Source organism: uncultured Draconibacterium sp., assembly GCF_913063105.1.
In the GTDB taxonomy this organism is placed as follows: Bacteria; Bacteroidota; Bacteroidia; order Bacteroidales; family Prolixibacteraceae; genus Draconibacterium.
Genome location: NZ_CAJXYQ010000017.1, coordinates 38,926 through 58,505 on the forward strand (window position 1 = coordinate 38,926; position 19,580 = coordinate 58,505).

Here is a 19,580-nt window from a genome sequence, read left to right on the forward strand (position 1 = left end):
GTTTTTCTCCTTTCTGCCAGCCCCAAAACTTCCTTTACACACAAAACACGAGTGGTTATTAACTTTTGAAGCAGTTGTTAAAAACAAGGTAGAAGCTTGCGCATAAGTAACAGGCTTTAATTTTAATTACGGGAAAAACAAGCAACACTTTGTCAATCAAAATCTTTTAGCTACTTTTGCGCCGATAATTTTAAGCCGTTTCTATTGAAAGCGATGTTGCGGCGTAAATATTGTAAAACAAAAAAGTTCTTTAAAAATGTATTTATCAGGAGAAAAAAAACAAGAGTTATTTGCACAACATGGCAAATCAGCTCAAGACACAGGTAGTGCAGAAGGTCAGATTGCATTGTTCACATTCAGAATTAACCATTTGACTGAACACCTGAAACAAAACAAAAAAGACCACAGCACTCGTCGTGCATTGATTAAATTAGTTGGTAAGCGTCGTAGCTTACTCGATTACTTAAAAAGAAAAGATATCGAACGCTACCGTGCGATATTGAAAGAATTGAACTTACGTAAGTAAATTATATTGAAAGGCAATGCATTGGTATTGCCTTTCTTTTTTTGTAAATTGCAAAACCTCACCACCCATTGTAATTAACAAAGGCCTGTTTTTTGAAAAAATGCAGATTGGAAAGTCTAAACATGTTAATCATGAAGTCTCACCCTGATTTTATCTACGATTAAATCGTCCCTCTCTACAGGTAGAGAGGGAATGAGGGAGAGTTAAACAGACTCCATTTTACAGAAGCAACAGGCCATAAAAAACAACATTTTAAAATTATGGTAAACGCTACAGTTAAAACAATCGAACTTGCCGATGGCAGAACGATTACCATTGAAACCGGCAAACTGGCAAAACAAGCCGATGGTTCGGTAGTGGTCCGAATGGGTGACACCATGTTGCTGGCTACAGTAGTTTCAGCAAAAGAAGCAAAAGAAGATGTAGATTTTATGCCGGTATCGGTTGATTACCGCGAAAAATTCGCCGCTGCAGGACGCTTTCCGGGTGGTTTCCTGAAAAGAGAAGCCCGTCCGAGCGACGATGAAATTTTGGTTGCACGCCTTGTTGACCGTGCCCTCCGTCCGCTTTTCCCGGATGATTACCACGCCGAAACAGCCGTGATGATCTCTCTTATCTCAGCAGGAAAAGATGAAATGCCGGATTGTTTGGCCGGACTGGCAGCATCAGCAGCCATTTCTGTTTCCGACATTCCGTTTGAAACACCAATTTCAGAAGTGCGTGTAGCACGTGTGAATGACGAATTTGTGATCAACCCAACTTACTCGCAGTTGGCTGAAGCCGACCTTGACATTATGGTTGGCGCCTCGTTCGACAACATTATGATGGTGGAAGGCGAAATGGATGAGGTATCGGAAGAAGATATGCTCGCTGCTATTAAAGTTGCCCACGAAGAAATTAAAAAGCACTGTAAAGTTCAGGAAGAACTGGCTGCAGAATTGGGTGTGGTTAAACGTGAATACTGCCACGAAAACAACAACGAAGAGCTGCGCGAAAAAGTAAAAGCTGAAACCTACGACGCTTGTTATGAAGTTGCTAAAAAGCAATTAACAAACAAAGCCGAGCGTATGGATTCGTTTATGGTGATTCGCGACGAGTTTATTGAAAAATATACGGAAGAAAATGCCGGAAACGAAGAAATTGACTTAGACCAGCACATTGGTTTAATTAAAAGGTACTACCACGACGTTGAAAAAGAAGCCATGCGCCGTATGATTCTCGACGAATCAATTCGTTTAGACGGCCGTGCTACCAACGAAATCCGCCCAATTTGGGGAGAGGTTGATTACCTGCCCGGAGCACACGGATCTTCAATTTTTACCCGTGGCGAAACCCAGTCATTAACTTCGGTTACCCTGGGTACCAAGATGGACGAAAAAATTGTTGACCAGGTAACGGTTCAGGGAAAAGAAAAATTCCTGTTACACTATAACTTCCCTCCATTCTGTGTGGGCGATCCAAAAACCCCTCGCGGAACAAGCCGTCGCGAAATCGGTCACGGAAACCTGGCTTTCCGCGCACTAAAACGCATGATTCCGAAAGATACTCCTTATGTTATTCGTATTGTTTCTGATATTCTGGAATCAAATGGTTCGTCGTCGATGGCAACCGTTTGCGCCGGAACAATGGGAATGATGGACACCGGGTTAAAAATTAAAAAACCGGTATCGGGTATTGCAATGGGCTTAATTACCGATAAAGGTGCTTCAAAATACGCCGTACTTTCTGATATTTTAGGCGATGAAGACCACCTGGGCGATATGGACTTTAAAGTAACCGGTACTGCCGATGGTATTACCGCTACCCAAATGGATATTAAAGTTGACGGACTGCCATACGAAGTGCTTGCAGAAGCATTGCAACAGGCAAAAGAAGGCCGTTTGCATATTTTAGGCGAAATGATGAAAGTGATTCCTGAGCCACGCGAAGACTATAAACCAAACGTTCCGCGTATTGAAACCTTAAGTATCCCGAAAGATATGATTGGTGCAGTAATCGGACCCGGAGGAAAAGTAATTCAGGCGATTCAGGAAGAAACAGAAACCGTTATTGTTATTGAAGAAATTGATGATGCGGGTGTTGTTCAGATTTCAGGAGCCGGACTGGAGCCAATTGAAGCGGCAAAAGCTAAAATTAAGGCAATCACCGCACTTCCTGAAGTAGGCGAAGTATACCAGGGTAAAGTAAAATCGGTAGTTTCTTTCGGAGCTTTTATCGAAATTATTCCTGGAAAAGAAGGACTGTTGCACGTATCGGAAATGGCCTGGGAGCGCGTTGAAAACGCAGAAGACTTTGCAAAAGAAGGCGAAATTGTTGAAGTAAAACTGATTGGTGTTGACGAAAAAACCGGCAAACTGAAACTTTCGCGCAAAGTATTGCTTCCAAAACCTGAAGGTTATGTGGAGCGCCCACCAAGAGAAAATCGTGGCCGTCGTGATGACCGCAGAGGTGGTGATCGCCGTGGAGGAGACCGCAGAGACTTCAGAGGTGGTGATCGCCGTCGTGATGATCGCAGAAGAGACGACCGAAGAGGTGGTGATAATCGCGATTTCCGTCCACGACGTGACGAAAATAACGACGCACCAAAATCAGAAGAATAAAATTTTGATTGAAATATTTTCAAGAACGCTCCGCCGCAAGGTGGGGCGTTTTTTATAATAAAATCTGGTAGCAGACAACCTTTCTCTGCTGTCTGATAATCCTTCTCTCCCATCAGCGAATAATTCGCTGACAGACAATAGCCTCCATCTTATATAAGATCAACGATATCATATAAGAGAGAATCCTTCTCTTATTATCCGTTATATTCATCTTATTGCAGATCATACTTATCTTCCGGCAGAGACTTATTCGCTGACATAAGATGGTCATTATCTTATGCCTTCAATTATCAGGGATAAAATGCATCACCATTCTATTTAACTCTTCTACTTCGTGCCGTTGCTAAACTAACTCGAAACTATTAGCTCGTAACTCGAAACACTGAACTTCCGATTCCTTTCATTAACTTCGCCACAAATATTGTAAATATGGGTAACTGGTCAGAAGAACTTCACGGTAAAATAGACGAACAATTAAGAGATGCACGCGAGAAAGACCTTCGCTTTTTCCGTATCGACGAGTTTAAACGCAACATCGCGCGTATCGATGATTTTTCAAATTCATGCCCGGTATGTAAAAAAGCCCAAATTGATGTTACAGAAACTGTAAACACCATCGACAAGGCCGTAAACCACCTTGGCAAACAGCGCCGCGACTACGACCGGCTGATTACCCGCCTCTCGAAACACATGCAAAAAGAACATGGCTTTTATGCCCCCTACTATTTCACCTACCTCATCTCGTTTTTTGGCATTGTTGGCGGATCGCTACTGGGTTACGGACTAATGCAGTTAAATGCCAAAATTAAACTCGAGCTTTTCCTGGTTGGTTTTGCCCTTGGCCTGCTGCCCACCTATGTTTGGGGCCACTTAAAAGACAAAAAAATCAGGAAAGAAAAAAGGCTGATGTAGTTTTTTCTCAACAAAAATCCGTGCAGGACTGTTACCTTTCCGATTTATGTATGACTGATATCAAAAAAATTCTGCTCAGGAATTTGTTATTTAGCAAAAAACAACTGCATTATGAAGAACACTGTATTACTTGTACTGGCAACAATGGTTTTGTTTGCCTGTACCCAAAAACAAACAAAATTGGAATATCCGGTAACTAAAAAAGGAGCTGTAAGCGACAGCTATTTTGGTGTTGAAGTGGCCGACCCTTACCGTTGGCTGGAAGACGACCACTCGGAAGAAACTGCCGAATGGGTTAAAGCACAAAACAAAGTAACTTTTGGCTACCTGAGCCAGGTACCATACCGCGAAGAGCTCAAAGAAAGACTTTCGGCATTGTGGAATTATGAAAAAATTGGAGCACCTTTTAAAGAGGGCGACTGGACCTATTTTTATAAAAACAACGGGCTACAAAACCAATACGTGGTTTACCGTTTTAAAACCGGTGAAGACCCGACAAGCGCCGAAGTTTTTCTCGATCCGAATACCTTTGCCGAAGACGGAACAACCTCGCTGAGCACCCTTAGCTTTTCCGACAACGGAAAAATTGCTGCTTATGCCATATCGGAAGGGGGCAGCGACTGGCGCAAGGTGATTGTTATGGATACCGACAGCAAAACACAAATGGGCGATACCCTGGTTGATGTAAAATTCAGTGGTATTTCGTGGAAAGGCAACGATGGCTTTTTCTATTCGAGCTACGACAAACCCGAAGGCAGCGAACTTTCGGCAAAAACCGATCAGCACAAACTGTATTACCACCAACTGGGAACCAGCCAAAAAGACGACCAGTTAATATTTGGTGGCACTCCCGCAGAAAAACACCGTTACGTAATGGGATACGTAACCGACGATAACCGCTACCTGGTTATTACGGCCAGTGTTTCAACCTCGGGAAACAAGCTGTTTATAAAAGACCTGGAACAGCCCAACAGTAAACTTTTTACCATTTTGGCCGACGGTAGCAGCGACACTCAGGTAATTGATAACGTTGGCACCAAACTGTACCTGCTCACCAACTTAAATGCACCCAACCAAAAAATTGTAACCACCGATGTAAATCAGCCTACCCCTGAAAATTGGGTGGATTTTATTCCTGAAACAGAAAATGTGCTCAGCCCGTCAACCGGTTGTGGTTACTTTTTTGCCGAGTATATGATTGATGCCGTTTCAAAAGTGTTTCAGTACGACTATGATGGCAACCTCATTCGCGAAGTAGAATTGCCCGGAGTTGGAACCGTTTCGGGCTTTGGCGCCAAAAAGAAAGATACCGAAATTTACTACACGTTTACCAACTATACCACTCCCGGAAGTATTTACCAGTACAATTTTGAAACCGGCGAATCGGAATTATACCGCAAACCGGATATCGATTTTAACCCGGCAGATTTTGAAAGCAAACAGGTATTTTACACCTCGAAAGACGGCACAAAAGTACCGATGATAATTACCTACAAAAAAGGCATGGAACTAAATGGCCAAAACCCCACAATACTTTACGGTTACGGAGGTTTTAATATCAGTTTAACACCCACCTTTGCGGTTACCAATGCGGTGTGGCTCGAGCAGGGCGGCGTGTATGCTGTGGCCAACCTGCGTGGTGGCGGCGAGTACGGTAAAAAGTGGCACATTGCCGGTACCAAACTGCAAAAGCAAAATGTTTTCGACGACTTTATTGCCGCAGCCGAATTCCTGATTGCCGAAAATTACACCTCAAGCGATTACCTGGCCATACGTGGCGGATCAAACGGAGGTCTGCTGGTTGGTGCAGTAATGACCCAACGCCCCGAGTTGATGAAAGTGGCGCTTCCGGCAGTGGGAGTGCTCGATATGTTGCGTTACCACACCTTTACAGCCGGTGCAGGCTGGGCCTACGATTACGGCACGGCAGAAGACAACCGCGAAATGTTTGACTACCTGAAAGGCTACTCGCCAGTGCACAACGTAAAACCAGGTGTGGCTTACCCCGCAACCATGGTAACTACCGGCGACCACGACGATCGTGTGGTGCCGGCACACAGTTTTAAATTTGCTGCCGAATTGCAAGACAAACAGGCTGGAAATAATCCTGTGCTTATCCGTATTGAAACCGATGCAGGCCACGGTGCCGGCACTCCGGTAAGCAAAACCATTGAGCAATACGCCGATTTGTTTGGCTTTACACTTTGGAACATGGGCATCCAATCGCTTAATGAAAATTAAGCGCGTTTTCGCTAAGCATTTGGCATAAAAAATACTACTTTTGAATTCCCGGTAGCAAACAGCGTTACCGGGAATTTTTATATAAAAAAGTATGCAGTTTCTGGTTATTGAAGGAAATATTGGAGCCGGCAAAACAACGCTTTCAAAAATGATTGCCGACGATTTTAACGCAAAACTGGTGTTAGAGCAGTTTGCCGACAACCCTTTTCTACCCAAATTTTACAAAGATCAGGAACGCTATTCTTTTCCCCTCGAACTATCGTTTCTGGCCGACCGTTACACCCAAATAAAAAAAGAAGTGCTTAACCTCGACCTCTTCCACGCGTTTATGGTAGCCGACTACTATTTTGCCAAAACCGCTATTTTTGCCGAAAACACCCTAAAAAAAGACGAATACCACCTGTTCCGGCAAATTTTCAACATCATTTTTGAATCGATGCCCAAACCCGATTTATATGTTTACCTGCACTCGGATGTTAACCGGCTAATGAAAAACATAAAAATGCGCGGCCGCGATTACGAGCAAAATATGAATCCTGAATACCTCGAAAAAATACGAAACGGCTACTTTAACTTTTTTAAACAAATTTCCTCTTTCCCCATACTGATTATCGACATTAATGGCATCGATTTTGTGAAAAATCCTGACCATTATCAACAATTAAAATCAGCTATTTTTAATAGTGATTATAAATTAGGGATAAACCGTTTGATATTGTGATAAAAACTTGGCAGACAGCTTTTATATAATGAAAAGCTTTTTATTTTTGTCTGCTCGATTGTAAATTTTTAATAAAGTATAAATAATGTCTGTTATGAGAAGAATCAACTTTAAACCTTTTGCGCTTTTTTTAGGTGTTGCAGTTTTACTGTCAGGATGTTCCGGCCTAAACAAAATGAAAAAAAATGCCGATCAAATTAATTTTAAAGTTACTCCACAGGTGCTTGAAGCGCACGCCAGTGAGGTAGACTTAGCGATCGACACCCGTTTCCCTGCCAAATACTTCAACAAAAAAGTAACGCTTACCGCTACGCCTGTTCTTAAATACGAAAGCGGTGAAACAAAATACCAACCGGTATCCGTTCAGGGCGAAAGCGTTGAAGCCAACAACAAAGTTATTAGCTACAACGGCGGAAGCGTAAACTACAAAGATGCAGTGGCTTACGACAAAGCAATGGCAAAATCAGAATTGTATGTAAACATCACAGCTACACAAGGTGCAAAGTCGGTAGATTTTGAACCCATTAAAGTTGCCGATGGTGTTATCGCTACCAGCGAGAAAGTGATTATGATCCCTAAAGCTATTTTGGGTGTGCAGCGTGAAGCCAACAACAGCGGAAAATACGATCCAAACATCGACGCTTTCCAACGTATTGTTCCTGATGAAATGACAGCCGACATTAAATACCTGATCAATCGTTCGAACCTTCGCCGCGAAGAAACTTCAAAAGATGAAGTTAGCGCTTTGGAAGCTTACACTAAAAAAGCCAACGAAGAAGAACGTATCGACCTGAAAGATGTTGAAGTATCTGCTTATGCTTCTCCTGACGGAACAATCGATTTAAACACTGATCTTGCTGCAAAACGTAAAGAAACTTCTTCAGCATTTTTGGCAAAAAAATTAAAAGAAGCCGGTGTTGATGTGCAGTTGAAAACAAAATACACTCCTGAAGACTGGGACGGTTTTAAAGCTTTGATGGAGCAATCAAACATCAAAGACAAAGAATTGATTCTTCGTGTACTTTCGATGTACAACGACCCTGAGGTTCGCGAGCGTGAAATCCGTAACTTAAGTGTAACCTTTACCGAAGTTGCCGATGAAATTTTACCAGAATTACGCCGTGCCAAAATGACTACCAGCGTTGACCTGATTGGTAAAACCGACGAAGAATTGAAAGCAGCTGCCAAAGCCGATCCGGCTTCATTAAACCCTGCAGAATTACTCTACGCTGCTACTTTGTTCGAAGATCTTAACGAACAGCTTTCAGTTTACAACGCATTTATGAAAGCCTATCCAAACGACTGGAGAGGGCCTAACAATGCCGGTTACGTAATGGTTCAGCAATACAAATATGCCGATGCCAAGCCATTGTTTGAAAAAGCAGAGAAACTGGCTAACAACGAGCCTATCGTTAAAAACAATGTTGGTGCAACTACTTTAACTTCGGGCGATGTTGCAGGAGCTGAAGCTCTTTTCGGAGCTGCTGCAGGTGCCGGCGATGCTGTAAACTACAACATGGGAATTGTAAGTGTTAAAAAAGCAGAGTACGACAAAGCTGTTCAGTATTTCAACCGTTTTGCTGATGTAAACTCTGGTTTAGCAAAATTACTGGCCGGAAACAACAACGGTGCCGTAAAAGATTTCGACGCCTGTACGATTGAAGGTTGTTACATGACAGAATATTTCAAAGCTATTGTTGGTGCACGTACTGCAAAAGAAGGTTTATTGTTCGACAGCCTGAAAGCTGCTGTTGAGATGAACGCGAAATTGAAAGAAGTGGCCAAAACAGATATGGAATTCGCAAAATATTTCGACAATGCTAAATTTAAAGCTATTGTTGACTAATTAAGTTGTGATAAACTTACCAAAAGGGCGGTCGTTTGACCGCCCTTTTTTTGTGCCAGTTCATGATAAAACCTCTTTTTTAATCCCATTGAAAACCTTATTTTTCAGGTTTTGTTATAAATGTGAAATTCATTAAAAAGTTATGGAATACATTAATAAATACATTGAAGAAAACAAAGACCGGTTTCTGGAAGAATTGTTTGGATTAATCCGCATTCCGTCGATTAGTTCGATAGCTGACCACAAACCAGACATGCTTAAAGCAGCCGAGTACTGGAAAAAGACCTTACTGGAAGCAGGTGCCGACAAAGCCGAAATTTTTGAAACTGCCGGAAACCCAGTTACCTATGCTGAAAAAATTATCGATCGTGCCCTGCCAACCGTTTTGGTGTACGGACACATGGATGTTATGCCGGTTGATCCCATTGAGTTATGGGACTCGCCACCCTTTGAGCCGGAAATCCGCGATGGAAAAATATGGGCACGTGGTGCCGACGACGATAAAGGCCAGGGAATGATGCATGCTAAAGCTTTCGAACTGATGGTTAAAACCAATACCCTGCCCTGCAACGTAAAATTTATGATTGAAGGTGAAGAGGAAATCGGATCGCCAAACCTCGGACAGTGGTGCGAACAAAACAAAGAGATGCTGAAAGCGGACATTATTCTCGTGTCTGACACATCAATGATTGCTGCCGACATTCCGTCGATAACCACCGGTTTGCGTGGTTTGGCCTACTGGCAGGTAGAAGTTACCGGCCCCAACCGCGACCTGCACTCGGGCTTGTTTGGCGGGGCTGTTGCCAACCCAATTAACACCCTTTGCTCCATGATTGACCAAATGGTGGATGCAGATGGCAAAATTACCATTCCCGGATTTTACGATACGGTGCAGGAAGTTTCTGCCGAAGAACGTGCCCTGCTGGCCGAAGCCCCTTTTGATGTGGAAGCCTACAAAAAAGCCATTGCCGTTGACGAACTAAAAGGTGAAAAAGGCTTTACGCCAGGCGAACACACCGGTATTCGCCCATCGTTTGATGTATGTGGCATTTGGGGCGGTTACACCGGCGAAGGAGCCAAAACCGTGTTGCCATCAAAGGCTTTTGCAAAAATATCATCGCGTTTGGTTCCCGATCAGGAACACGAAAAAATAGCTGTACTTTTTAAAGAACATTTTGAAAGCATTGCACCAAAATCGGTAAAAGTTGAGGTTACCTATTTGCACGGAGGCCCTGCCTATGTTTGCCCCATTGATATTCCGGCCTACAAAGCAGCCGAAAAAGCTTACACCGACACCTTTGGCAAACGCCCGGTGCCGGTTCGCTCAGGAGGTAGTATTCCTATCATCTCTACTTTCGAGAAAGTGCTTGGAATTAAGTCGGTATTAATGGGCTTTGGACTGGAGTCTGATGCCATTCACTCGCCCAACGAAAATTACCCATTGGCACAGTTTTACAAAGGAATTGAAACCATTCCGTTGTTTTATAAGCATTACGTGGAACTAATGAAATAAGCAAAATAACTTAAGCGGGTGCTGTTTGATGCAGCGCCCGCTTTTTTATTCCTTTATTCCCAAACAAAAAACCATGCAAAAACTAATTCTTGTTTTTTTTGCGGCCCTGCTCCTGTTCTCGTGTTCAAAAACAGACCAACCCAACTTTGTTTTTATTTTGGTTGACGACCTTGGCTGGGCCGATGTGCAATGCAATTACCCTGAAAGTTTTTACCACACACCAAACATCAACCAGCTTGCCAAAAATGGGGTACGCTTTACCAATGCCTACTCGGCCAACCCGGTTTGCAGTCCAACACGGGCTGCCATACTTACCGGCAAGCATCCCAACCGCGTAAATATTACCGACTGGATTCCGGGGCTCGACCCAAAGATGAAGCCTTTACGCGGCCCGCAGGACGGAACAGAACTGGCCCTGGAGGAACTAACCATTGCCGAAAAGCTAAAAGAAAAAGGATACCATACCTGTTTTGTGGGGAAATGGCATTTAGGCGATGACGGATTTTTCCCGGAAGACCAGGGCTTCGACATCAATATTGGCGGACACCACAAAGGAAGTCCGCCGGGAGGTTATTATTCGCCTTACAAAAATCCCAAACTAAAAGACGGCCCTGAGGGGGAGTACCTTCCTGAACGATTAACCACCGAGGGCATTAATTTTATTAAAAAGAACAAACGGAAACCTTTTTTCCTGTACCTTTCGTTTTATACGGTTCATACACCTATCCAGGCAGCCAATAGCTACATTAAAAAATACAACGCGCAACGAGAGCAGCTCCAATCGGATGAAATTCCCTATAAGAAAGAAGGCGATGGCTGGACAAAGCTGGTACAGGAAAATGCGGCTTATGCCTCGATGGTAGCTGCCATGGACGTGAATGTTGGGCGCCTTTTAAAAACACTGGAAGAACAGGAATTATCAGACAATACCTGGGTAATTTTTACCAGCGATAATGGCGGGCTTTCTACCCTGACACGAAAAAATGCGCCTACCAACAATGGCCCGCTTAGGGCAGGTAAAGGCTGGTGTTACGAGGGCGGCATACGCGTGCCGCTAATTATTGCCGGCCCGGAACTGGCTTCTCCCGGCAGGAAAGAAGATAAGCCGGTAATCAGCATGGACTATTTTACAACTATTTTAAATCTTGCAGAAGTAACACATGAAGCTAATGATGGCCAAAATCTGGTACCGTTACTTACAGCAAACAGTACTTTTGAACGCGATGAATTATTTTGGCACTACCCCCACTACCACGGGAGTGCATGGAAACCCGGTTCGGCTTTGCGCAAAGGCAACTGGAAACTGGTGGTACATTACGAAGATGAAAGAACAGAGCTGTTTAACCTTGCCGAAGATCCGGGTGAAACAACCAATTTAGCAGCTGAATTCCCGGAAAAAACGCAAACATTAAAAAGTTTACTTGATGCAAAACTACACGCCTCAAATGCAAGGTTTCCTGTTCGCAATCCCGATTACGATCCAAGGGACTAATTAACGGGGAGTTCAAAAAAAGCCTCCATCTTCTCAGAGATGAAGGCTTTTTTATTTGAGGCTTTTGACTTTATATCTCGATGATAACCGATACCGGATGATGATCGGAAGCATGTTTATACTTACTCCATATTTTTCCGTTTTCCATATCCGTGTGTACCTGTGCATCTTTCACCCAGTTTTCAATTTGGCGCGAATACAAAACATGGTCGATCCACACCTTGCGATAGGTGCCAAAAAGCGGGTCTTTAAACGTTGTTGTAAACATTGACGAAAAATCCAGTTCGTCCTGATCTTTTTCTTTTAGCACATCAAACAAGGCATTCCCCAGGGCAAACTGTGGCCTCCAAATAGTTCCCATCAGTTTTTCGATAGCACTGCCCAGCAATTTACGTTCTGCCGCATCAAAACCCGGTCCGTCGTTAATATCGCCACATACCACCAAAGGAATATTTTTGGTATCTGCCGACTTAAAATATGGTGTTATAAAAGCATCGCGGAGGTGTACAGCCTGAGCGATGAGTTTTTTCCGGTTGGCCACCGATTTGTCCCACCAGGCGCCCCACTCCAAAGCCTGAAAAATACCTTTGCTTTTCAAATGCAAACCCAGCATCCTGAACTGTTTCCCATTGGCCAGGTTTAGTTGTACATAACTTGGAATACGTTCAAATTTGTATTTCTCCACAATACCGTCGTCTTCAGTATCAAACTCAAAAGGCAGAAACGATTCGATGGCATTCCCCTCGAAAAAGGTAAAGGGTTCAGCCGCAAATTTGCCGGTATCAATACGAACGGCTCCTCCGTTATTTTGCGAGCTGCCTTTTGTTTTTTGCAAAAAAGCTTTCCATTCGCCTTCCACATCGGTATCAAAAAACAGTTGCAACTCCTCTACGTCCGAGGGGCCTTCAATAACGGACACCACATCCGGCTGTATTTCGTTAATCACTCCGGAAAGGTCGTTTCTGCGTTGTTTTACTGTTGACGATTTTGTGTGAAAAGGTTTAACATCATCTGCTTTATAAACATGCTCAGCTGTGAATAAATCGTTCATCCACTCCATGTTCCAGTTTAATAATTTAATTTCCATTGTTTTTGGGATTTAAGAATTTATTTAATGGTTCTACAAGTTAGAACCTTGGCCGGAGAAAAACAATGGTTTAAAGCTTTTTATGTTGGCTGAAAATGGAGCAAATCTTTAAGCAATGGCATTGGCGTCGCTGTACATTTGGCTTCTTTAATCTTAAACTACAATTTTATCAACTCCAAATACATTAACTGTTTATTGCCCGCCGTATTACCTGCTGACTGCAATGAAATTGATTTTTCGCCACTTTCCCCAATTTCGATTTGGCCCAAATTAACCAGTTCATAATCTTCTCCTGTAGAGTCAATTTCAATATCCACTTTCTGCTCACCCAGCTTAACGGCTAATTCAGCTTTTTCGGCGCTCCACATCAGGGCTTCCATGCGGTATTTTCCCGGTTCAGCATCAAATATCCACTCCAGCCGCGCACGTTTATCCACCCAATTGGCAATTACCGATTCTGATCCGCTACCTTTTAAAACGGCATGCTCGCCGTACCCAGGATTGTAAATGTCGGCAAAATCGGCCGGCAATAATATGCTGCCTTCTTTTAATCGGGGTTTATTGCTTACCACATTAATATCGCCTCTGATTTTCACCACAATAACCGTGTTTATTTCATCAAAAATTACCGAGGGTGCATGCACATGCAAGTCGCCTTCTTCAAATTTCCAGGCAAAATGTTGTTTTGGGTTAGCTAGTAAATAAATATCGCGCACTTTGCCTTCCAGTCCGGGTACTTTTAACAGGCCATCTTTGGGCCAGTCGAACACATGCAGATACAATTTGGTAATACCTTTTTCTTTTTTTGTGGTGCAACGCCCCCAGGGCAATTTAAAAAACGGGCTGGCACTTGTTCCATAAATCGATTCACCGTTTTGTTGCATCCAGTGCCCCATTTCCTTTAACCGCTCGATGCTGGCTTTCGGGAATTCACCTGTGGCAGTTGGTCCAACATTCAACAAAAGGTTTCCGCCCTTGCTGGCAATATCTACCAACATTTTAATCAGCTCTTCGGTCGATTTCCAGTTTTCGTCGTACCACTTGTAGCCCCAGCTGGTGTTCATAGTCATACACACCTCCCAGTCGTAATCGAGCCCGGTTGGCGGCACATGCTGCTCGGGTGTTTGAAAATCGCCGGGCCACGGACGATACAAACGGTTATTGGTAATCAGGTTTGGATAATCGTTGGTAACTGCTTGCAATGCTTTGGCTGCTTCTTCGGTCATTCCACGTGGTGTATCCCACCACAAAATATCAAGTCCTCCATAGTTTTCCAGAATTTCTTTTACCTGCGGAACAGCTTTTCCGTTAATATAATTCATCAGCGGTTCGCGTTTCAAATCCGGGTCCCAATGCGGTTTTCCCTGTTCAATGTTCCAGTAGGTTCCGCCCGGCTCGTGCCAGTCTTGCGCCTGCGAATAATAAAACCCAAGCCGAATTCCCTGCTTTTTACATTCTTCAGCCAGCTCTTTCAGTGGGTCACGATTAAAAGGTGTAGCATCTACAATATTGTACTTACTGGCTTTTGAATGAAACATCGCAAAACCATCGTGATGTTTCGAGGTAATAACAATGTATTTCATCCCGGCATATTTAGCCAGTTTCACCCAGGCCTCGGCATCGTATTTTTCAGGATTAAAGTTTTTGGCCAGTTTTTCATATTCCTTTACCGGAATTTCGGCACGGGCCATTATCCATTCGCTAATCCCGTTCACGCGTTCGCCTTTCCACTCGCCAGCCGGATCGGCATACAATCCCCAGTGGATAAACATTCCGAAACGGGCTTCGCGCCACCATTCCATTTTCTCATCTTGTGCCAATTGTTCAGCACTTTTTTCAGGTTGTTGCGCTGGTTTTGGTTGGCACGAAACAAACAGCAAGGCGGCTAAGAAAATTACGAATAATCGATTCATGATCATAAGTTTATCGTTTTATCTACTGGTATAAAGTTCGAAATAATTATTACAAAAACAGACCATTCGGACCGCTTTGTTCAAATTATTTCAATGTAGGTATGGCTTTACAATACAAGTTAGCTTCACTCATCTGCAAAACGTAATTATTTATCCCCTCAAAAAGCCCGTCTGTCTTAATAGCTTGTTAATGCCCGTCAGGTATTTTTAAGTTGAACAGAAATTTAGTTAATTAGCTTTTCATTTAAAAGAAAATGACAAACAGAACTTGCCTTATTTTTTGCAACTGCGGCGCCGGTATTATTTCAGATGAAAAGAAAAAAGAACTGGCTGCAGCTTTTCAGCAACTTCCGCTTGATGTTTACGAGCTGCACGACCTGTGTGCTTTTTCGTTAAACGAAACAGATTTTTTACACGACCTTGAAAAAAAATACGATAAAAAGCTGATTGCCGCCTGCTACCCGCGAGCCATAAAAAATATGTTTGTTCAAAACCAGGTAAATCTCAGCAATTTCGAGGTAATTAATTTTCGTGAAGCTGATGCAGCTCTACTTACTGCCGAGATAGTTGAAAAAATAGAAAGCAGTCAAAAAGAAAACCGTTACGAAATAAAAAAAACAGGGCTTGATGTTCCGGCCTGGTACCCCATCATCGACCAATCGCGGTGTACACTGTGCGGACAATGCGCGCGTTTTTGCGTTTTTGGTGTTTATTCGTACAACAAAAAAAGCCTCGAGGTGGTGAATCCTTTATCGTGCAAAAACAACTGCCCGGCCTGCGGACGCACCTGCCCGGCATCGGCCATCATTTTTCCGCGGCTACCTGAGAACTCCACCTTATCGGGAGCCGAACCTGCAGAAAGCAATACAAGCACCAGCAACAATAAAAACAACAGCTTGTTTGTTATGCTAAACGAACGCAACAATGCCCGTAGAAATATTTTCAGGCAAGGAGCTTTTCAACAAGCCGAACAAGAAAAAAAACAAGCCCTTGAGGAACTAAAAAACAGCTTAAAAAACAAAAAAGGGAATGCTTAAACAGATTTTGAGAACAGATAAAAAATGCCTGTATAAATTTGCCTGGAATATGGGATTTAAGGGCGCTCGTGGCATTCAGCGTTTTCAGAAACGTTTGAAAAAGGGGGATTTTTTTCCTGCCTTTCATTTTATTTCAGTTACCGACGACTGTAACCTGAATTGCCAGGGCTGCTGGGTAACGCACAAAAAACAGAATGCCCGTATGTCGCCCGAAATGTTGGATTCCATCATCACCCAATCAAAAGCCAAAGGATCGTACTTTTTTGGCATACTGGGTGGCGAACCCCTGCTATACAAACCTCTCTTCGATGTTTTTGAGAAACACTCCGACTGCTATTTTCAGCTGTTTACCAACGGAACGTTACTGACAAAAGATATTGCCGGGCAATTGCGCAAACTGGCCAATGTATCGCCACTTATAAGTTTTGAGGGAGATGTGGAAATTGCCGATGTGCGCCGTGGCGGAAAAAATGTGTACAAAAAAGCCCAGGCCGCTATCGATCACTCAACCCAGGCAGGACTGGTAACCGGCGTAGCGATGAGTGTGTGCAAATCGAACCTCGAACTGGCTTTTTCTGATGAATTTATTCATTCGCTTATTAGTCGCGGGGTGTTGTATTTGTGGTACTACATATACCGTCCCGCCGGGCAAGATGCTAATGTTGAGCTCTGCCTTTCGGCTGAAGAAATTCAGGAACTTCGCCAGTTTATTGTTGACGCCCGCCGCAAATACAACATTGCCATTATTGATGCCTACTGGGACGAGAACGGCAAAGGTCTGTGTCCGGCAGCATCGGGCTTAAGTCACCACATCAATGCATCGGGCGATATTGAACCTTGTCCGGTAATTCAGTTTGCCACTAACAATGTTGCCGATGGCGATTTGGAAAGCATTTATCGCAATTCAACCTTTTTAGCAGGCTTTAAAACAGAAATTCCAAAACTTACAACGGGCTGTGTTGTTATGGACAATCCGCAGTGGCTGGTTAATTATACACAACAAAATGCAGCAAAAGATACATCGGGAAGAGGAAACGAAGCCGAACGCCTGAGCCGCATGGCAGAAGTTTCCAGTCATGGCTCGGCCAAAGAAATCAGGGAAAAAAGCTGGATGTATCGTTTTGCAAAAAAAAGGGCCTTTTTTGGATTTGGCGCCTATGGATAATATGGAAAAAACAAATGGCCTTTTAAAAGTTCCGGAAGAATCGTTTGTGCGCAATAAAATGCGTACAGCAGCGGTAGCGATGGTTGAAAAGTACCAGCTGCTGCCACCGGCAAAAATAGGAAAGCTTGAGCAGTTGGCCCTGAAGCTGGTGCGCGATTTGGAGCTTTCAGAACATTACATTCCGTTTGCCATGGTATTGCTTGGAAACGAATCGTGGCGAAAAACGATAAAAGCCACGCCTACCAACCGCCGACTCTTGTTGTTGCCCCAATGCCTGAACAACAAGGAGAAATGCCAGGGTATGTTCGACGAGTTGGGGTTGAACTGTGCCGGCTGCAAAGCCTGCCCCATCGACGATGTACTGGTGGAAGCTGAGGCCATGGGCTATGCCAACCTGGTGGCCGAAGGAACCACTGTTGCTGTTGGTCTGGTTGAAGAGGGATCGATTGATGCCGTAATTGGCGTAAGCTGTATGCCGGTTTTACAACGATCATTCGATCCGGTTTCAAATGCTGCAGTGCCTGTAATTGGTATTCCCCTGCTTTATGATGGTTGCGAAAATACCCGCGCCGACATAAAATGGATATTGGACGAATTACGCTCGTTTGAAACCAACGAGCAACACCAACCAATTTCGGTGTCGTTGCTAAAAAACAGAATACAAGAGTTTTTTACAGAAGAACACCTCCGAAAATTCATTCCCGGCCGCGACCAAACAGAACAGGTAGCATTGGAATACATGTTGATAGACGGACAACGAATAAGGCCTTTGCTTACAGCGCTCAGTTTCGTGGCCTACACCGGAATTGAGAAAGCTACCCACCTGCTGCCTCTCACCATAATAATCGAATGTTTTCATAAGGCTTCGCTTATTCACGACGATATTGAAGACAATGCTCAACACCGTTACAATGCTAAAACTGCACATGCAAAATACGGTATTGCCCAGGCAATAAATGTAGGCGATTACCTGATTGGAAAAGGCTACGAGATTCTAAGTGATTTAAGTGTTCCGGATGAAACTCTGAAAAGAAGCCTGCGCTTTATTGCCCGCTCGCACATCAAACTTACACGTGGGCAGGGAAATGATATTCTTTTTAACAGTGGGCAACTGAACCTGCGCACGCCGGAAATGATTGAGGTGTTTAAGAACAAAACCGGCGAAGCCATAAAAGTGGCTTTATTACTGGGAGCCATTGTTGGCAATGCGCCGGAACAGGATCAGCAAACGCTGGAAAAATTTGCGGATTTTATGGGCATTGCCTACCAAATTCGCGACGATCTGAATGAATACGAGGAGAAACACAAGGAGGAAAAAACCGGCGATTACCCGTTTTTACTGGCATTGCTTAACGAGCATTTGGCCAAACAAAACCAAGAGACTCCAATCCACCTGACAGAGCAGGTTGTTGCTTTCAGAAAAATGATTGAAGAGCATAAACTTAAAGTTAAAGCAGAGAAAATGTTGCAAGACTTTGTTGGCAATTGTTACGCAGAGCTGGACAAACTGAACAATGCCAAACTTCGGCTGAGCCTTTATGGTGTAATGGGAAAAATTTTTAAGTCTGAAACCTCTAATGAGTAACTCAAATAAAATTGCGATTTATAAAAAGCTGGTTCGGCGACTTTCTTATGGATTTAAAACATTATCGCCCGAAATACAAGAGGAAATTATAGGATTTATTCGAAGTCAGCAACACGCTTCGGGTGGTTTTTGCGACCGTGCCGGAACACCCGATCCTTACTACTCGTTGTTTGGCTGCTGGTTGAGTTTAGCCACCGGAATGGAGACGGAGATTGAGCACTTAAAAACCTATATTTCAAAGTTCCCAAAAACACAGAGCACTGTTGAAGAACTGGCGCTAAACCTAATGAACTCAGCGTTGTTTCCACAGCAAAAAAACGAATCTTTATTTTCCTTGCTTCGAAAGGTTTTTTCAGGGCACAACTTCATGGATATTTCGTACCGCTTTTTTCTGCTGGCATTAACCATTGATGCCACTGCCAAAAGTCGCTTTGTTTTTAACCTGATGGCGCGTGTTTGGCTCCCCTTTTACAAGGTGAAAAAAAACTCGCCTTGTAGTCTGATGGCTGCACTGTGTTTTGCACGTTTCGATATGGGATTAGGCTACAAAAATCACCAAAAATTATTGGTGGAGTTTCACCAAAAAAAAGCAGGATTCAGAACTTTTGAAAGCACTCCTTTTAGCGACACACTATCTACGGGCGTGGCACTTTTTGCTTTAGCCGAAACCAATTATGACCTCCGCCTAATCACTCCGGACTGTCTGGATTTTATTCAAATGAATTATCTTTCAGGAGCTTTTTTATCGGGCGACGGCGATGAAACCCGCGATTTAGAGTATACTTTTTACGGGCTGCTCGCTGTAGGAAGCCTTACAAAGGATGAAGGATTAAAATGGAATGAGGAACAATGATTAACAGTTTTTAATTTTTGAAGGAGTTAACAAAAAGCAAATTTTTGCGACTCTGCGACAAAAAATTCCTTGTGTCTTCAAGACTTTGT

The 19,580-nt window shown here is 43.5% G+C and carries 14 protein-coding genes; 12 read left to right on the forward strand and 2 right to left on the reverse strand.

The genetic code is table 11. The features are described from left to right. The first annotated feature begins 256 nt into the window (after nucleotides 1-256). The 8 genes from rpsO (at nucleotide 257) to QZ574_RS15305 (ending at nucleotide 11,851) form a co-directional block, all read left to right on the forward strand. Nucleotides 257-526 (forward strand): 30S ribosomal protein S15, encoded by a 270-nt coding sequence (gene rpsO / locus QZ574_RS15270; protein WP_297091067.1) that lies wholly within the window; start codon nucleotides 257-259, stop codon nucleotides 524-526. Nucleotides 527-786: 260 nt separating this feature from the next. Further along, on the forward strand, nucleotides 787-3,126 hold the full coding sequence (locus QZ574_RS15275; RefSeq protein WP_297091068.1) for a polyribonucleotide nucleotidyltransferase: 2,340 nt from the start codon (nucleotides 787-789) through the stop codon (nucleotides 3,124-3,126). A gap of 429 nt (nucleotides 3,127-3,555) precedes the next feature. Continuing rightward, a complete protein-coding gene (locus QZ574_RS15280) occupies nucleotides 3,556-4,038 on the forward strand; it encodes a SoxR reducing system RseC family protein (protein WP_297091070.1) in 483 nt (160 codons plus the stop codon). Between the two features lie 111 nt (nucleotides 4,039-4,149). Then, a complete protein-coding gene (locus QZ574_RS15285; protein WP_297091072.1) occupies nucleotides 4,150-6,279 on the forward strand; it encodes a prolyl oligopeptidase family serine peptidase in 2,130 nt (709 codons plus the stop codon). A gap of 91 nt (nucleotides 6,280-6,370) precedes the next feature. Beyond that, on the forward strand, nucleotides 6,371-7,000 hold the full coding sequence (locus QZ574_RS15290) for a deoxynucleoside kinase (RefSeq protein ID WP_297091074.1): 630 nt from the start codon (nucleotides 6,371-6,373) through the stop codon (nucleotides 6,998-7,000). Nucleotides 7,001-7,094: 94 nt separating this feature from the next. Next, nucleotides 7,095-8,846, forward strand: coding sequence for a hypothetical protein (locus QZ574_RS15295; protein WP_297091076.1), 1,752 nt, complete (start codon nucleotides 7,095-7,097; stop codon nucleotides 8,844-8,846). A 142-nt stretch (nucleotides 8,847-8,988) separates the two neighbouring features. Next, entirely contained in the window at nucleotides 8,989-10,359 is a 1,371-nt protein-coding gene (locus tag QZ574_RS15300) for a dipeptidase (RefSeq protein ID WP_297091077.1), read from the forward strand. A gap of 73 nt (nucleotides 10,360-10,432) precedes the next feature. Continuing rightward, a complete protein-coding gene (locus tag QZ574_RS15305) occupies nucleotides 10,433-11,851 on the forward strand; it encodes a sulfatase (protein WP_297091079.1) in 1,419 nt (472 codons plus the stop codon). A gap of 70 nt (nucleotides 11,852-11,921) precedes the next feature. Here the strand turns inward: QZ574_RS15305 and QZ574_RS15310 are convergent, their stop codons facing one another. After that, a complete protein-coding gene (locus tag QZ574_RS15310; RefSeq protein WP_297091081.1) occupies nucleotides 11,922-12,938 on the reverse strand; it encodes a hypothetical protein in 1,017 nt (338 codons plus the stop codon). A gap of 158 nt (nucleotides 12,939-13,096) precedes the next feature. Further along, nucleotides 13,097-14,851 (reverse strand): alpha-L-fucosidase, encoded by a 1,755-nt coding sequence (locus QZ574_RS15315; protein WP_297091083.1) that lies wholly within the window; start codon nucleotides 14,849-14,851, stop codon nucleotides 13,097-13,099. Between the two features lie 254 nt (nucleotides 14,852-15,105). On the opposite strand from QZ574_RS15315, the gene QZ574_RS15320 reads away from it, so the two are divergent. From QZ574_RS15320 to QZ574_RS15335, 4 genes are read left to right on the forward strand one after another with little or no spacing between them, the layout of a single operon-like run. After that, nucleotides 15,106-15,888 (forward strand): hypothetical protein, encoded by a 783-nt coding sequence (locus QZ574_RS15320; protein WP_297091084.1) that lies wholly within the window; start codon nucleotides 15,106-15,108, stop codon nucleotides 15,886-15,888. Further along, on the forward strand, nucleotides 15,881-17,053 hold the full coding sequence (locus QZ574_RS15325) for a radical SAM protein (protein ID WP_297091086.1): 1,173 nt from the start codon (nucleotides 15,881-15,883) through the stop codon (nucleotides 17,051-17,053). The genes QZ574_RS15320 and QZ574_RS15325 overlap by 8 nt, the downstream gene beginning before the upstream one ends. Further along, nucleotides 17,031-18,638, forward strand: coding sequence for a polyprenyl synthetase family protein (locus QZ574_RS15330; RefSeq protein WP_297091087.1), 1,608 nt, complete (start codon nucleotides 17,031-17,033; stop codon nucleotides 18,636-18,638). Before QZ574_RS15325 ends, QZ574_RS15330 begins: the two co-directional genes overlap by 23 nt. Continuing rightward, nucleotides 18,631-19,491 (forward strand): prenyltransferase/squalene oxidase repeat-containing protein, encoded by an 861-nt coding sequence (locus QZ574_RS15335; RefSeq protein WP_297091089.1) that lies wholly within the window; start codon nucleotides 18,631-18,633, stop codon nucleotides 19,489-19,491. Before QZ574_RS15330 ends, QZ574_RS15335 begins: the two co-directional genes overlap by 8 nt. The last annotated feature ends 89 nt before the right edge of the window (nucleotides 19,492-19,580 follow it).

Excerpts from the sequence above, each read along its gene's own strand:
- QZ574_RS15290 (WP_297091074.1), top strand. The coding sequence starts at position 6,371 with ATGCAGTTTCTGGTTATTGAAGGAAATATTGGAGCCGGCAAAACAACG.
- QZ574_RS15280 (WP_297091070.1), top strand. The coding sequence starts at position 3,556 with ATGGGTAACTGGTCAGAAGAACTTCACGGTAAAATAGACGAACAATTA.
- rpsO (WP_297091067.1), top strand. The coding sequence starts at position 257 with ATGTATTTATCAGGAGAAAAAAAACAAGAGTTATTTGCACAACATGGC.
- QZ574_RS15275 (WP_297091068.1), top strand. The coding sequence starts at position 787 with ATGGTAAACGCTACAGTTAAAACAATCGAACTTGCCGATGGCAGAACG.
- QZ574_RS15335 (WP_297091089.1), top strand. The coding sequence starts at position 18,631 with ATGAGTAACTCAAATAAAATTGCGATTTATAAAAAGCTGGTTCGGCGA.
- QZ574_RS15295 (WP_297091076.1), top strand. The coding sequence starts at position 7,095 with ATGAGAAGAATCAACTTTAAACCTTTTGCGCTTTTTTTAGGTGTTGCA.
- QZ574_RS15315 (WP_297091083.1), bottom strand. The coding sequence starts at position 14,851 with ATGAATCGATTATTCGTAATTTTCTTAGCCGCCTTGCTGTTTGTTTCG.
- QZ574_RS15310 (WP_297091081.1), bottom strand. The coding sequence starts at position 12,938 with ATGGAAATTAAATTATTAAACTGGAACATGGAGTGGATGAACGATTTA.
- QZ574_RS15300 (WP_297091077.1), top strand. The coding sequence starts at position 8,989 with ATGGAATACATTAATAAATACATTGAAGAAAACAAAGACCGGTTTCTG.
- QZ574_RS15320 (WP_297091084.1), top strand. The coding sequence starts at position 15,106 with ATGACAAACAGAACTTGCCTTATTTTTTGCAACTGCGGCGCCGGTATT.
- QZ574_RS15325 (WP_297091086.1), top strand. The coding sequence starts at position 15,881 with ATGCTTAAACAGATTTTGAGAACAGATAAAAAATGCCTGTATAAATTT.
- QZ574_RS15285 (WP_297091072.1), top strand. The coding sequence starts at position 4,150 with ATGAAGAACACTGTATTACTTGTACTGGCAACAATGGTTTTGTTTGCC.
- QZ574_RS15305 (WP_297091079.1), top strand. The coding sequence starts at position 10,433 with ATGCAAAAACTAATTCTTGTTTTTTTTGCGGCCCTGCTCCTGTTCTCG.